This window comes from Leptolyngbya sp. FACHB-60, from assembly GCF_014695775.1.
Taxonomy (GTDB): domain Bacteria; phylum Cyanobacteriota; class Cyanobacteriia; order Phormidesmidales; family Phormidesmidaceae; genus Nodosilinea.
This window is the reverse complement of record NZ_JACJOX010000045.1, coordinates 21,268-34,191: the sequence shown is the minus strand read 5'-3', so window position 1 is coordinate 34,191 and position 12,924 is coordinate 21,268. Positions and strand designations below refer to the sequence as shown.

Genomic DNA, 12,924 nt, shown 5'->3' with positions numbered 1-12,924 from the left:
CAGGCCCGAAAACCAAGCAACATTCAACTCGCCATGACTACCTCAACCGCCAATCTGCAAACCTTTGACCCCAGTGGTGTCGGCCTCGACAACGGCAACCTTTACGGCCTGCCCTGTGACTACGACACAGCGGGCATCGTCATCTTTGGCGTGCCCTGGGAAGTGACGGTGTCGTACCACCAGGGCACTGCCCAGGGGCCCCAGCGGGTGCTAGAAGCCTCTCCCCAGCTCGATCTATACGATCGCGACAATCCCGAAGGCTGGCGTCAGGGAATCTATATGCCGCCGATTCCCCAGCATCTGCTCAAGCTCAGTCAACAGGTGCGAGAAGCGGCGAATCGTGTCATTCAGGCAACGGAGGAGGGCGTGGCGATCGCCACTCAACCCTTGCTGCAAACCGACCTCGACAACGTCAACTACGCCTGTGAGCAGATGTCCGGCTGGCTCTATGCTCAGAGCGGCGACGCTCTCGATCAGGGCAAGCGAGTGGGGGTGATTGGCGGCGACCACAGTGTGCCGCTGGGCTATCTACAAGCTCTGGCCGAGCGCCACCCTGACTTTGGCGTGCTGCACATCGACGCCCACGCCGATCTACGCCGGGCCTATCAGGGCTTTCGCTACTCCCACGCGTCAATCATGTACAACTTGCTAGAGCTGCCCCAGATCTCCAGGCTAGTGCAGGTGGGCATTCGCGACCTGTGCCACGACGAAGTGACGCTGATCAAACAGTCAGGAGGGCGCGTCATCACCCACTACGACTCGGTGGTGAAAGAAAATACCTATCGGGGCATACCCTGGATGCAGCAGTGCGAGGCGATTGTGGCGGCACTGCCGGAGAAAGTCTACGTCAGCTTCGATGCCGATGGCCTCGACCCCAAGCTCTGCCCCAGCACCGGCACCCCCGTCCCCGGCGGACTAGAACTGGAAGAGGTATTTTGCCTGCTGCGCCAGGTGGTGCGCAGCGGGCGGCAGATTGTTGGCTTTGACCTCTGTGAAGTGGGCGACGGCGAATGGGACGGCAATGTGGGCGCTCGGGCCGTCTATAAGCTGTGCTGTCTGATGGGTCTGTAGGCGAGTTTCCACCAAAAATCTTGCCCCTTAAAGCAGCAATTAGAGCAGCAAGACGTTTAAGCGGGGAAACACCGTGGCATTATGATAAAAATAGCTGTGTTGTTTTGAGTCTTAAGAAAACACCTATGGATATCTTGTCATTCGGCTGGGTTTCGCTACTGGTCGTCTTTACCTTTTCGTTGTCGATGGTGATCTGGGGTCGCAACGGTTTCTAAACCCAACGTCTATAGCTATGGAAGCAACTGTACAAGCCCAAGCCTTTAGTATTTTGGCCACCATTGCCCTGGTGCTAATGGTTGTTGTGACCGGCGGCGTGGCCTATTTAACCGCCGCCGATTGGCGCGATCGCCGCCGCCGCAAGAATGACCAGCAGACCGCCAAGCGCGATTCGCAGACCTCTAAGCGGCGCGCAAAATCTTAGCTTGGCTAAAATCGTGACTACTCGGGCTGCTGCACCTGCTGGGGCACGGCAATTGGCCTTGAATGTGCTGCTTCAGGTGCAGGCTGGGGCCTACGCCGATGTAGCGCTGCACCGTACGCTGAGTCAGATTAAGTTGGGCGAAAGCGATTCCCTAGGAGAACGCTCCGCAGAACGCGCCTTTGCCACCGAGCTGGTCTATGGCACCGTTCGCCGCCAGCGCACCCTAGACGCTCTCATCGATCAACTGGGCACTCGCCCTGCGGATAAACAGCCTCCGGTGCTGCGCCTCGTGCTGCACCTGGGGCTTTATCAATTGCGCTATTTAACCGCCGTGCCCGACTCGGCGGCGGTGAATACCAGCGTTGATTTGGCCAAGGCGAACGGGTTAGGTAAGCTTTCTGGGGTAGTAAATGGCCTGCTGCGCCAGTACATCCGTCAATCCGAACAGGACACAGATCCTCTACGGCTACCTGATCAACCCGTGACTGCCTTAGGAATACGCCATAGCTACCCCGACTGGCTGGTGGCTCTGTGGCTCGACCAAATCGGCCTTGAGGAAACCGACCGGCTCTGCCAGTGGTTCAACCAGGTGCCCTCTATCGACCTGCGGGTCAACCGCCAGCAGGCCACGGTCGAAGCGTTGAAGATTGCCTTTGCCGCCGCAGATATTGCGATCGAACCGATCGCCGGGGTTCCCTGGGGGCTGCGCCTGGTAAACCACCAGGGGGCACTCACCAACCTGCCTGGCTACGAATCAGGCTGGTGGAGCGTGCAGGATGCCAGTGCCCAGCTGGTGGGGCTGCTGCTCGATCCGCAGCCCGGAGAGACGGTGCTAGATGTCTGTGCGGCACCGGGGGGCAAGGCCACGCAGATAGCAGAGATAGTGGGGGAAGGTGGCAAGGTGTGGGCCTGCGATCGCGCCCCCTCCCGCCTCAAAAAAATTACCGCCAACGCCACTCGGCTGGGCCTCACCAACCTGCACATCCACGCGGGCGATAGCACTGACTTAGCTCAGTTTCATGGCCAGGCCGACCGGGTCTTGGTCGATGCTCCCTGCTCAGGGCTGGGCACCCTACACCGCCACGCCGATGCCCGCTGGCGGCAGAATCCAGACAGCATTGCCACCCTTGCTGAACTGCAAAGTGCCCTGCTGGCCGAAGCCGCCCGCTGCGTCAAACCCGGTGGCACCCTAGTCTATGCCACCTGCACCCTGCACCCCGCCGAAAATGAAGCGGTGATTGACGCTTTCTGTCATGCTCATCCCGACTGGTGTATTCAGCCTCCTGCCACGGAATTTGGCCAGGGGCTAGAGGTGGCTCCCCAGGGCTGGGTGCGGCTTTGGCCCCAGCGTCACAACATGGACGGCTTCTTTATGGTGAAGCTGATGAAGCGATCGGCCCCCTAGCTGTAGCCTTAGGCGTTTTCTTCAGCCTCCAGCTTTTCGCGCGAGTCGCCCCAGTAGGCGCTGATAGTAATCTCTTCCTGGCTACCTTTAATCTCCGATTTCCAGCGGTAGACGGTATTTTTGGGGTTTATCCCTACTTCCAGCAGCTTGGCCCCCATGTAGTATTCCATCGAGTCGCGGGTGCGCTTTTTGAAAAACTCAGACTGATCCTTGGGCACCGTACGCGACAGATGAGCCTGGGTATGTTTGGACTGAGGCATGGCAATCTAGCAAAATTCAATTTAATCGCTTTTATCATAACCAGCGATCGCAATCCGTTGCAGATGCCTATCCATTCCAGCCACAGCTCCGGGCAATATGGACTACGGATAAGGCTCCCATGGGAGGTCAGTATGGCGCATCACGTTCTCTGCAAACACTGTGGCCGGTCGATTCACTCACGACAGACGTTGGCCGTAGTAGGGCGCACCCTTGAACCCCTGCATACGTCCTGCTATGCCGCCTACGCTGCCCAACAGCCCTGGTATCGCAAGCCGGGTCGGCCGGTGAACTACTGGCGATCGCTATTAGCCTTTAATGCCCTTTTAATGCTCGGGATTCTCCTATTGCATCTACTCGTTAAACCACTGACGGTGTCTGTGGGGTTGGGGCTGAGACCGTTACTGGTGGTGATTAATGCTTGGCTGCTAGTAGCACGGCTAATCAGCTATTGGAGCATTGAGCGACACCTACCCTCATCACAACCCAGAGGTGGCACAAGCTAACGTTGACGAGTAGTTCGCCAAGACAAAGGTGACAGATTAGTAGGGAGGCAAGGTGTCAGGTGCAAGGTACAAGGCGCATGACCTACCTTAGAACCGGACACCTTAAACCCTGAATCCTGGGCTTTAGAGCCGTCGCAATCAGCCTAGTCAAGCACTAGCTCTAAAAACCCCAGGTGCGTTTGGGGCCAGTATCGAGGTGAATGATGTTGGGGATATTGCCATAGATGCCCATGCCCCCAGGCCAGCTCAGCATCAGCGCGTTGGCTACCTGGCGACCGCTGAGCCCCTGCACCTGAATGTCGGCGGCGCGGCCATACAAATGCTGGCTCCGAGAAGCCCCTCCCACCGCTGCATTCACTGCGGGTGGCCGATACCAAGAGGTAATTTGAAAGGAGCGGTCGAGGCGATCGCGCGCGCCCTGAAGTGCCCGAGCTAGACCAATAATGTTGTCAACGATCGCCTGGGTTTCAGGAATGCGCGTGGCCTCCCGCGTGGCTTCGCCCCAGGTAAAGCTACCGCCAGGAATGATCGGCTGGTCGGTGTAGAACGTAGACGTGTTGCCCGGCAGGCGAAAGGGACGGCCCACGTACTGAGGCGGTGGCGATGGCGGTGCAGTCGGAGTCGGATATACGACCACTCCGGCCCGCTCGACCCGCGCATGGGCCTGGAACACATACCAAGTATTGAGCCCGTTGATATCGTCTTTGACATATTTGATGGCAAAGCGAATATGGCCATTAAATGACCCTTGAGCATTGGCAAAGGCGTAACTGCTGAGCACGATCGTTGTGCCCGGAGAGGCCGCGACCTGCTCGTTTGAGGCCAGTTGGCCACTGTCGACCGGGCGACGTTTGAATAGGGTGTTTTGGGTCACCCGCAGCACAAAGGCATTGGGGTCTGGGCGCGGAAACACCACATCATTATCGAGGGTGATAAAGGCGTGGGGAGTATACACAAACCAGGTGCTCAGCCCATTGACAAAGTCTTCGGGGTTGCGGATAGCAATTTTAATGTGGTTGTTAAAGTTGCCCTGGCTGTCGGCAAAGGCGTAGGAGTGCAGGTTATAGGATTGGCCCCGAGACACAGCTACGGTTTCGTTGGGGTTGAGCAGCCCCGAGTCGAGGGGGCGACGCTTGAGCAGGGTGCCAGTGTTAATCCACAGAACGGGCATGCCCTCTTGGTCTTCGTGGGGGTAGACCACAACGCCATCAGACTCTACCTGGGTATCGCGACTGGGCACAAACCAGGTATTAAACCCACCGGGGGCGCTGTCGCGAAAGGCCACTTTAATGTGGCCGTTAAACCCGCCGTTAATGTCGGCGTAGGCATACGATTGCAGCGGATAGACGCTGCCAGCGGCGATCGCCACCTGCTCGTTGGCAGCCAACTGCCCCGGCGGCTCTGGCCTCAGTACCAGCACCGTAGCCCGGTTAACGCGTAAAACTTGGTTCACCCTGCATTCTCCACTCTCGCCACGGCCTATCATATAGCACCACTTTTCAACCCCGAGACATCTGCCCAGGGAGGGGCGCGGGCCAATGGTTTCTTCAGACTGAGCCTGATCGCTTCCAGTTCCAAGGTGAGCGCGGCATCCTTGCCAGTTCAGCTATGCACCAACCTCCAGCCAACTGATTTAGGTAATGTAAAGATAGCCTTCTCCCCTATGCTGAGAAAGCTGTCACTGGCTGCTTCAAGCCTGCTGCCAGCGCCCCCCCTTAGAATGTATGCCCCTGCGCTGAGCCCGTAGCGGCCAGATACACACCATGACTGTCTGGCAAGCCGATCTCCACCGTCCACCCCTAACCAACCCCAGCGGTGAACCCCTCTGGGAAATTCTGCTGTGCAGCGATGATTTTGCCTTTAGCTATGGGGCCATGACTCCCCAGTCGGCGGTGAATAAAGCCTGGGTAACCGATCAGATAGGCATCGCGTTAGGAAAAGCCGTCACCACCCCCGAAAAGATTCAGGTGTTTCGTCCCCAGGCGCTATCGCTGCTAACCGTTAGCTGTGAGTCGCTGGGGATTGCGGTCGAACCGACTCGCCATACCCCTACCCTGCATCAGTGGCTCCAGCAGCGAGCCAAGTGGTATCCCACCCAACCCAACGCCGTCCCTATCCCCTACAACCCGCTGCACATCGAGTCGCCGCCCCCTGTGCCGCTACCGGAAAATCTTTGGGGCGATTCCTGGGGCTTCACGGCGCTATCTGCCTACGACTTTGAGCAAACCCTACCCTACGAACCCATTCCCCTGCGTCACCTGCCATCGAGCTTGATGCCCTCCCGATTGGGCCTGGCCAGCACCACACCCATTCCTGGGGTGGTAGTGGATGCTGGGCGGCAGGCGATGGCCTTGGCCCAGTGGATTCAGGCCAACAACCCCGCCTGGCTGAGCTATGTGCGGGGGGAACCAGACGGATTGATTTTAGAGGCGGGACTGTGCGATCGCTGGGTCTTCACCACCTTCAGCGACCCCGATGTGGCCACCGCAGGCCAGCGCTTCGAGCAGCGCAAACGCGAGAGCCAGGGCCTCCACTTTCTGCTGGTGCGCCCAGATGACTCAGGCATGACCAGCACTGGCCTCTGGCTCTTGCAGCAGCCAGGTATGATAATGCAGTCCAGCACTAGACATTAACAACCATGGCGGCACAGGCACAGATTGGCATCATCGGCGGCAGCGGCCTCTACCAGATGGAAGCCCTCACCGACATCGAAGAAGTTCGCGTTGACACTCCCTTTGGCAGCCCCTCCGACGCCATTATCTTGGGCACGCTGGATGGCACCCGCGTGGCGTTTTTGGCTCGCCACGGGCGTGGCCACACCTTGATGCCCACCGAGTTACCCTTTCGCGCCAACATCTACGCGATGAAATCCCTTGGGGTGGAATATTTGATTTCTGCCTCCGCCGTCGGTTCGCTCAAAGAAGCCGCCAAGCCACTAGATATGGTAGTGCCCGACCAGTTTATCGATCGCACCCGCAACCGAGTCAACACCTTCTTTGGCGAGGGGCTAGTGGGCCACATCACCTTTGGCAACCCAGTTTGCAATGCCCTGGCAAAGGTGCTCGCCGACGCGGTCGAAAGCCTAGAGCTACCCGATGTTGATCTGCACCGAGGCGGCACCTACGTCTGTATGGAAGGGCCGGCCTTTTCTACGAAAGCCGAGTCAGAGCTGTACCGCAGTTGGGGGGCAACCATCATCGGCATGACCAACCTGCCCGAGGCCAAGCTGGCCCGCGAGGCCGAGATCGCCTACGCCACCCTGGCCCTGGTTACCGACTACGACTGTTGGCACCCTGACCACGACAGCGTCACCGTCGAGATGGTAATCGGCAATCTGCAAAAAAACGCCGTCAACGCCCAGCGGGTGATTCGCGAAGTGGTGAACCGCATTGCCGCCAACCCGCTCGAGTCTGAGGCCCACTCGGCGCTGAAGTATGCCATCATCACCCCGCTCGATAAGGCCCCTGCCGCAACGCTCGACAAACTTAGCCTGCTGCTGAAAAAGTATCTGCCTCAGTAGTCAATTAATCAATCCTCAGGCCGATAATTAACCAAGACAAAGTTAGAACAATTGAGGAAGTCTGTAGGGCATACAAAATGGCTTCCAAAAACAACTCTGAAAGCAATAGTCGGGCAAACTTTGGGCTGGATAGCGTCATGAAACCTCTTGATCCTAATAAGGCTCGTCAACCGTTGGCTGATGACACATTGAACGAGATGCAGTCAACCAGCGAACCCACCCGCTCTGAAGATGCAGCGGTAGAACCCCCAGTAGAAAACATTGATGAAATTACCCAGGGAGGCAGCGGCACAGGCGATCGCAATGTTGTAGATGATCAAATCATCACGGCTACTCGCTCTGGAAGCTAGCGATCGCGGCAAAAGCAGGTCTGCTACCGGTTGCGTCAGCGAGCGGCTCAGTCTTGAGCCAGTAGCTGGCACCTGACAAGCAGACAACTTACAATCTGTAGGCTGCCCCCGATGCTAGGAGCCTGCTTTGACGGTTGACCCTCGCCTTGGCGCGATCGCACAATACTTTACTACTCGGGGCTGGAAGCCCCTCACTTTTCAAGCTGAAACCTGGGCAGCCTACCTAGCGGGACGTAGCGGACTGGTGCAGGTGCCTACTGGGTCGGGCAAAACCTATGCGGCGGTGATGGGGGCGATCGCCGAAATGATTGCCACCCCACCCGAAGGATTGCAGCTGCTCTACATCACCCCCCTACGCGCCCTGTCGCGAGATATTGAGCAGGCGATCAAAGCCCCGATCGAGGCAATGGGCTGGGGCATCACCGTCGAGTCGCGCACGGGGGATACTAGCTCTGCGCGCAAGACCAAGCAGCTGAAGAACATGCCCAATATCCTCATCACCACGCCAGAGTCGCTGGCGGTGATGCTGTCGTACAAAGACGGGGCTAAGCGGTTTAGAAATTTGCAGGCGGTGGTGCTGGATGAGTGGCACGAGCTGATGAGTTCGAAGCGGGGCACCCAGGCGGAGCTGTGCTTGGGATGTTTGCGATCGCTCCAACCCACCCTACGAACCTGGGCGATCTCGGCTACCTTAGGAAATTTAGAGGAAGCAGCTCAAACCGCTGTGGGCCTGAGCACAGAGCCGGTGATCATTCGCTCGAATCTAAAGCGCAACACGGTAATCAAGAGCATTCGCCCTGAGTCAGTGGATACATTTCCCTGGGCGGGGCACCTGGGCCTGCGCATGTTTGAAACCCTGGTGGAGGCCCTGGATATTGAGAAATCGACGCTGATTTTTACCAACACTCGCAACCAGGCCGAGCGCTGGTACCAGGCGCTAAACTTTGCCCTGCCAGAGGAGGCCGATCGCATTGCTCTGCACCACGGCTCGATCGATGTCAAAGAGCGGGAGGCGATCGAGGCCGGGGTGAAATCTGGCGATATCAAGTGGGTGGTGTGTACCTCATCACTGGATCTGGGCGTCGATTTTCAGCCGGTGGAGCGAGTAGTGCAGATTGGCAGCGCCAAAAATCTGGCGCGGTTGCTACAGCGGGCGGGACGCAGTGCCCACGTGCCCGAAGGCACCTCGGAGGTGTTTTTCTTGCCCACCAATGCGTTGGAACTGCTCGAAATCTCTGCCTTTCGCCGGGGGTTAGAACTGGGCGATATGGAAACCCGTCGCCCTCAGTACAAGCCCTACGATGTGCTGGTGCAGCATCTGGTTACCCTAGCCTGTGGTGATGGCTTTGAGCCGCAAAAGACCCTAGAGAATTTGCGCCAAACTGTTGCCTACGCCGACCTCACCGACGAAGAATATCAATGGATTTTGGATTTTATTGAAAACGGTGGTCAGTGCTTGGGAGCTTATCCCCGCTACAAAAAAGTGGTGCGAGAAGATGGGCTTTTCAAAGTTGACGATGCGAAACTGGCCCGCATTCACCGCATGGGCATTGGCACCATCACCTCTAACACGCCGGTCAAGATTGTCTACACCAACCGCAAAGAAATTGGTACCGTAGAAGAATCTTTTGTGTCGCGGCTAAAGCAGGGGGATGTGTTCTTTTTTGCCGGGCGACAGCTAGAGTATTTTCAAATGAAGGATATGGTGCTCTACGTTAAAGGCACCCGCAAAAAATCTACGGTGACACCCACCTGGAGCGGCGGACAGCTGGCGATTTCGGATACACTCAGCCACCATTTGCGCCTTGAGATAGAGCGGGTGCGAGTGCTCCTCAGCGCCTCCGCCAACGCAACTCTCAAGCCGGTAGCAGCCTCCGCTAGCGAGACTAGATCCTCTCAATCCCTCGCCGCAGAGACTCCGTCTGCCATTCCCCTTTTTGAGGGCAGCACGAGGGATTCTCAAGCGATCGCCAACGACGAAATTCTCACCATTACCCCCATTCTCGAAGCTCAGCAGCGCCTCTCAACATTGCCCAGCGCCGATGAATTATTAGTAGAAAGCTGCAAAACTCGCGAGGGACAGCACCTCTACGTGTTCCCCTTTGAGGGCCGCTTCGTCCACGAAGGGCTAGGGTTTCTCTGGGGCTATCGATTCGCCAAGCAAAAGACGGCCACCTTTACCATTTCGATCAATGACTACGGCTTTGAGATCCTTGGCCCCCAGGGATACCCCTACCAAGATCTATTCTCTAGCGACTTCTTTAGTCTGGAAAATTTGGAGGACGACATTCGCGCCAGCCTCAACATCTCAGAGCTAACCCAGCGCAAGTTTCGCGGCGTGGCTCAGGTGGCGGGGCTGGTGTTTAAAGGCTATCCGGGGTCGCGCAAAACGTCGAGCCAGCTTCAAGTGAGCACATCGTTGCTGTACGAGGTCTTCACTAAATACGAGCCAGACAATCTACTGCTAAAGCAGGCCGAGCGGGAGGTGCTGCAAGACCAGCTTGAGACTCACCGATTGGCGAAAACTCTCAGTCGACTCGATCGGCGATCGGTGGTGTGGAAAGACACTCAGCGCCCCTCACCCCTAGCTTTCCCGCTGCTGGTGGAGCGGCTGAATTCTCGTATGTCAAACGAGACGCTGCTCGAGCGCATTCAGCGCATGAAAGAGCAGTGGGATAGGAAGTGAGGGGTTAGCAAAAGAATAAAAGTAGAAGAACCTATCACTCACTGTCTGTGCATAATTCCTCGTTCTTTTGCCGCCCGCCACGCTTGCTAAATGCGCCTAGGCTTGGGCGGGGACACCTTCATAGGCGGATTCGAGGGCGACGAGCTGGCTAACGAGGGCGGCGATCGCCTCAGGATTAGCCGCCTTTTGTGAGTTGCTCTGTACCTCGCGGCCCAGCACTGTGCAGCCCAGGTGCGAGAGCTGCTGTCGAATGGCCAGCATGACCTTTTGCCCACTGCCGCCGCTGTGGGTAGCCAAGGCCACAGGTCGACCGTTGAACAATGCGCGAAAGTCGTCAGTGCTGACCGACAGCCAGGCGATCGCATTGCTCAGCACCGGGGGAATGGAGCCGTTGTACTCGGGCGCGCAGATGATTAAACTTTTGTGGTGTCTCAACGCTTCTGCCAGCTTGAGCAGGCCGTCGCCAGCACCGTTATCCGCCAGCGAGTCGTAAAGCGGCAGCTGCAACTCAGGTAGGCTAATGACCTCGGCGGCTGCCCCGCTGCTAGCGGCTTCGGCGGCAAAGGCCTGAGCCAGATCCAGATTTTTACCGTTGGTGGCAGATAAGATCAGCATTGTTCTCAAAAGGTGATGGGAGCAGAACCAATAACTTCACCGATGCTAGAAACAACTGGCGCGTTTCAAGCCCATCAGCAGAAGGATGAATGGAATTTTACCGGCTATCGTATTGCCCTAGGTAGTGTTCAACCCGCTGGCGGGTGTCGGCGATCGCCAGCCCCTGGCTCCAGTATTCGACCATGGCGTGGCCAAAGGCCCAGGCGGCGCGATCGGGCTGGTCGTTGTGGTCGAGTAGCAGCGGCCATAGGGTGAGCAAATCGAGCTGCACCTGGTCGGGGCCAATTACTTTGAATAGGTCGTAGGCGAGCTGAAGCTTGCCCAGCACCACGGGCAGCTGCTCGACCGGAATCTGCTCGGCCAGCAGGTAGGCCAGGGCCGGGGAGCCGGTAGTGAGAGTGGCGAGAAATTTCAGCACCGGGCTTTTGAGAAAGGCGGTGAGCCCCTGAGTCGTGCTCATCTGCAAGCGGTAGCGATTGATCAGGCGAGCAGCGGCTGTGATTTTGGTCTCACGATCGCGCAAGAATCGCGCCAGCCGCAGTTCTTTGGCGGGGTCAATCAGCTCGACTAATGCAGTGGACAGGGCATCAACATTCCACCCAGGGCGCTCGGCGTTGCGGGTGACTAGGGGCAAAATGCGATCGCACAGTTCCCCCAGCTGCTCTTGCCGGTAGCGGGTGGCCTCACGGATGGAGATTTCCTTGGGACGACCGCCCCACTGCCAGTCGTAGGGGGGCTGCCACTCCCTCAGGGGCCGCAGTCGATCGACCTGGGTGAGGGCGGTAATGGCGGGCAGATCGGGCACCTCCTCGCGCATGTCCTGTAATAGATCGGCATCCATTTGCAGGGCCGGGTCGAGGGCGGGGGTGATTAGCAGTAGCAGGTCAGCCTCGCGGGCACAGTCGAGCAGCTGGTCGCGGTAGTCGGTGCGATCGACCTGCTCGTAGCCAGGAGAATCCCACAGGGTGAGGGTTTCGCCGGCGTCGCCCTGCCAGCGGTAGGTGCTAATGGTGTCGGTGCTGGGCAGCACATCAACCTCGGCGCGATCGCTATCAAACAGCGTGTTGATCACACTGCTCTTGCCTGCCCCAGTGCGCCCCACCAGCAGAATGCTGACGGGTTTTTCGGCCACCGCATCCACTGGCTCGGCCTGGTCGAGAATCTCTCGCAGGGTCTGAGTTTGGGCCGTGGGCAGCGGCTTTTTGGGGCTGGGCAGAGTCGGCAGTTCGCCGCTGTAGAGCGCTACCGACTGGCGGTACAGGTTGCGTAGAGTGGCCTCTCGCAGCAACGCATTCAAATTGCCCAAAAGCTGCTGGTTGGCCAGGGCGTTGGTGGGTTCGCTGAGGGTGCGGGCGGCGGCAGCAGCGGGGTTAATCAACCACTGCGCCCAGTTCCACGCCTGCCAAAGCTTGCGAGCCGAGGGTTCGACCTGGCGGTAGACCTCGTAGCCCTGCACCGCCTGGCCCACGGTCACCTGGCCCAGCACTGGGGTTAGGGTATCAATCCAGCGATCGACGTCGTCCACAGTACCCCGCAGCAGGCCGTAGGCATCGGGTAGATAGATGTTGAGCAACGGATATTTCACGCCGGGATGGTGGGCCTGGGCCACCGCCGTCACCACCTCGCGGCAGCGCTCCCAAAAGGGGTTCCAGTCTTCCCACAGGGGGGGGTCCTGCTGGGCAGCAACGAGAATGTCTTCCAGTGCCGCAGCGGCGGAGCCGACGTTAGGAATGCTGACGGGGGCTTCTGCTTCGGTCACTTCATCTAGCTCTTGCTGAACCTGCTCCAGAGCTGCTTCCATCTGCTTAAAGACAGGCTTGGTCCAGCGGGCTAGCAGCCCTCGCCACAGCACCAGCATGAGAACGATTACGCCCCAGATCCAGTTCAGCCCCCAGGCGTGAATTTGTGCACCTGCTGCGGTCAGAATGAATCCAGCGATCGCCACCACGGGCAGCGCCAGCACCGCCCACTGCCAGGGTTGAAGTCGCACCATGGCCCTGTCCTCACGTAACCAACGTCTTTAGTGTAAGCAGGGTGCGCTAAACCCAGGTCACAAATCACTAAACGTTAGCCAGAGGGTAAGGGTTCGCGC

Annotated in this window: 13 protein-coding genes; 9 read left to right on the top strand and 4 right to left on the bottom strand. The window is 58.2% G+C overall.

Going from position 1 to position 12,924, the window contains the following annotated elements; genetic code table 11:
• The first annotated feature begins 33 nt into the window (after window positions 1–33).
• The 4 genes from H6F57_RS16735 (at window position 34) to H6F57_RS16720 (ending at window position 2,897) form a co-directional block, all read left to right on the top strand.
• On the top strand, window positions 34–1,071 hold the full coding sequence (locus H6F57_RS16735) for an agmatinase family protein (RefSeq protein WP_190624852.1): 1,038 nt from the start codon (window positions 34–36) through the stop codon (window positions 1,069–1,071).
• Between the two features lie 125 nt (window positions 1,072–1,196).
• A complete protein-coding gene (petN, locus tag H6F57_RS28065; RefSeq protein ID WP_073610575.1) occupies window positions 1,197–1,286 on the top strand; it encodes a cytochrome b6-f complex subunit PetN in 90 nt (29 codons plus the stop codon).
• Between the two features lie 17 nt (window positions 1,287–1,303).
• Window positions 1,304–1,492, top strand: a complete 189-nt coding sequence (locus H6F57_RS16725) for a hypothetical protein (protein ID WP_190624851.1) — start codon at window positions 1,304–1,306, stop codon at window positions 1,490–1,492.
• A gap of 13 nt (window positions 1,493–1,505) precedes the next feature.
• The gene (locus H6F57_RS16720; protein ID WP_313933547.1) at window positions 1,506–2,897 is read left to right on the top strand and encodes a 16S rRNA (cytosine(967)-C(5))-methyltransferase; all 1,392 of its coding nucleotides are present in this window, start codon (window positions 1,506–1,508) and stop codon (window positions 2,895–2,897) included.
• 8 nt (window positions 2,898–2,905) lie between these two features.
• Here H6F57_RS16720 and H6F57_RS16715 read toward each other — a convergent pair whose 3' ends face one another.
• Window positions 2,906–3,157 carry a hypothetical protein gene (locus tag H6F57_RS16715; protein WP_190624849.1) on the bottom strand — a complete coding sequence of 84 codons (252 nt, stop codon included), beginning with the start codon at window positions 3,155–3,157 and terminating at the stop codon, window positions 2,906–2,908.
• Window positions 3,158–3,289: 132 nt separating this feature from the next.
• Between H6F57_RS16715 and H6F57_RS16710 the strand changes: the two genes are divergently transcribed.
• The gene (locus tag H6F57_RS16710; protein ID WP_190624848.1) at window positions 3,290–3,661 is read left to right on the top strand and encodes a hypothetical protein; all 372 of its coding nucleotides are present in this window, start codon (window positions 3,290–3,292) and stop codon (window positions 3,659–3,661) included.
• 160 nt (window positions 3,662–3,821) lie between these two features.
• On the opposite strand, the gene H6F57_RS16705 is transcribed toward H6F57_RS16710, so the two are convergent.
• Window positions 3,822–5,114, bottom strand: a complete 1,293-nt coding sequence (locus H6F57_RS16705; protein WP_313933546.1) for a D-Ala-D-Ala carboxypeptidase family metallohydrolase — start codon at window positions 5,112–5,114, stop codon at window positions 3,822–3,824.
• Between the two features lie 310 nt (window positions 5,115–5,424).
• Between H6F57_RS16705 and H6F57_RS16700 the strand changes: the two genes are divergently transcribed.
• From H6F57_RS16700 to H6F57_RS16685, 4 genes are all read left to right on the top strand, one after another.
• A complete protein-coding gene (locus tag H6F57_RS16700) occupies window positions 5,425–6,294 on the top strand; it encodes a Tab2/Atab2 family RNA-binding protein (protein ID WP_190624846.1) in 870 nt (289 codons plus the stop codon).
• A 5-nt stretch (window positions 6,295–6,299) separates the two neighbouring features.
• A complete protein-coding gene (locus H6F57_RS16695) occupies window positions 6,300–7,181 on the top strand; it encodes an S-methyl-5'-thioadenosine phosphorylase (protein WP_190624845.1) in 882 nt (293 codons plus the stop codon).
• 137 nt (window positions 7,182–7,318) lie between these two features.
• Window positions 7,319–7,531 carry a hypothetical protein gene (locus H6F57_RS16690; RefSeq protein WP_190624844.1) on the top strand — a complete coding sequence of 71 codons (213 nt, stop codon included), beginning with the start codon at window positions 7,319–7,321 and terminating at the stop codon, window positions 7,529–7,531.
• Window positions 7,532–7,658: 127 nt separating this feature from the next.
• Window positions 7,659–10,217, top strand: coding sequence for a ligase-associated DNA damage response DEXH box helicase (locus H6F57_RS16685; protein ID WP_190624843.1), 2,559 nt, complete (start codon window positions 7,659–7,661; stop codon window positions 10,215–10,217).
• Window positions 10,218–10,313: 96 nt separating this feature from the next.
• Here the strand turns inward: H6F57_RS16685 and H6F57_RS16680 are convergent, their stop codons facing one another.
• Together H6F57_RS16680 and H6F57_RS16675 are read right to left on the bottom strand one after the other, a co-directional pair.
• The gene (locus H6F57_RS16680) at window positions 10,314–10,832 is read right to left on the bottom strand and encodes an NAD(P)H-dependent oxidoreductase (protein WP_190624842.1); all 519 of its coding nucleotides are present in this window, start codon (window positions 10,830–10,832) and stop codon (window positions 10,314–10,316) included.
• A gap of 97 nt (window positions 10,833–10,929) precedes the next feature.
• The gene (locus H6F57_RS16675) at window positions 10,930–12,825 is read right to left on the bottom strand and encodes a GTPase (RefSeq protein WP_190624841.1); all 1,896 of its coding nucleotides are present in this window, start codon (window positions 12,823–12,825) and stop codon (window positions 10,930–10,932) included.
• Window positions 12,826–12,924 lie beyond the last annotated feature (99 nt).

What these genes read in the sequence shown, in the direction of transcription:
- H6F57_RS16735 (WP_190624852.1), top strand. Translation starts at nt 34, where the DNA reads ATGACTACCTCAACCGCCAATCTGCAAACCTTTGACCCCAGTGGTGTC.
- petN (WP_073610575.1), top strand. Translation starts at nt 1,197, where the DNA reads ATGGATATCTTGTCATTCGGCTGGGTTTCGCTACTGGTCGTCTTTACC.
- H6F57_RS16725 (WP_190624851.1), top strand. Translation starts at nt 1,304, where the DNA reads ATGGAAGCAACTGTACAAGCCCAAGCCTTTAGTATTTTGGCCACCATT.
- H6F57_RS16715 (WP_190624849.1), bottom strand. Translation starts at nt 3,157, where the DNA reads ATGCCTCAGTCCAAACATACCCAGGCTCATCTGTCGCGTACGGTGCCC.
- H6F57_RS16710 (WP_190624848.1), top strand. Translation starts at nt 3,290, where the DNA reads ATGGCGCATCACGTTCTCTGCAAACACTGTGGCCGGTCGATTCACTCA.
- H6F57_RS16700 (WP_190624846.1), top strand. Translation starts at nt 5,425, where the DNA reads ATGACTGTCTGGCAAGCCGATCTCCACCGTCCACCCCTAACCAACCCC.
- H6F57_RS16695 (WP_190624845.1), top strand. Translation starts at nt 6,300, where the DNA reads ATGGCGGCACAGGCACAGATTGGCATCATCGGCGGCAGCGGCCTCTAC.
- H6F57_RS16690 (WP_190624844.1), top strand. Translation starts at nt 7,319, where the DNA reads ATGAAACCTCTTGATCCTAATAAGGCTCGTCAACCGTTGGCTGATGAC.
- H6F57_RS16680 (WP_190624842.1), bottom strand. Translation starts at nt 10,832, where the DNA reads ATGCTGATCTTATCTGCCACCAACGGTAAAAATCTGGATCTGGCTCAG.
- H6F57_RS16675 (WP_190624841.1), bottom strand. Translation starts at nt 12,825, where the DNA reads ATGGTGCGACTTCAACCCTGGCAGTGGGCGGTGCTGGCGCTGCCCGTG.